The following is a 613-nucleotide window of genomic DNA, read 5'->3' as shown; positions in this document are numbered from 1 at the left end:
ATTTTGGTAAATATAGTATTATATAACTTTTTATTTATTTTATGGTAAAATAAGGTTTACAAAATTATATATTATATTGTTTTTATTTGTATAAATATATTAAAGGAGGGGGTTTTTTTGGACTTATTAAAATCATCAATACAAAAATATAAAGATAACTTAATTGACTTTGACATTATTTATCTATATTTTTCAAAACGTATAGATTACTTATGTAAATCATTTAATTTAATTTATTATAAAAATGATTTAAATCTATTCTTATGGCTTTTAATAAAAAAAATAGATATACATAATTTTTTAAGTGATTCAGAACTAGATAATTATATATTTATTTCTCTAAAGAATTATTGTAAAAACCTTTATAAAAAAACTACTCTAACTCAAAATAAAGAATCTTATTTTACTCCTAAATATTATGAAAAAGACACAGAATCTTATGATTTAGAAAACGTTTCAAGTATATGTTTTACTGATTTAATTTCATTTCTTCCTAAAAAACAGAAACTAGTCATATTCCTTGGGATAAAATAAAATTAACTATCTTTTCATTCAATATAATCACCTCCTTATTTATAGAAAGGTTAGACAGGATATGATATAGATTGACGAA

The 613-nt window shown here is 19.2% G+C and carries 1 protein-coding gene; it reads left to right on the top strand.

The features are described from left to right. Window positions 1–117 precede the first annotated feature (117 nt). Window positions 118–534 (top strand): hypothetical protein, encoded by a 417-nt coding sequence (locus tag KQI30_RS16910; protein ID WP_216464514.1) that lies wholly within the window; start codon window positions 118–120, stop codon window positions 532–534. Window positions 535–613 lie beyond the last annotated feature (79 nt).

Origin of the sequence: Clostridium bornimense, assembly GCF_018917145.1 — a bacterium.
GTDB lineage: Bacteria > Bacillota > Clostridia > Clostridiales > Clostridiaceae > Clostridium_AN > Clostridium_AN bornimense_A.
This window is presented reverse-complemented; position numbering and strand designations above follow the sequence as displayed.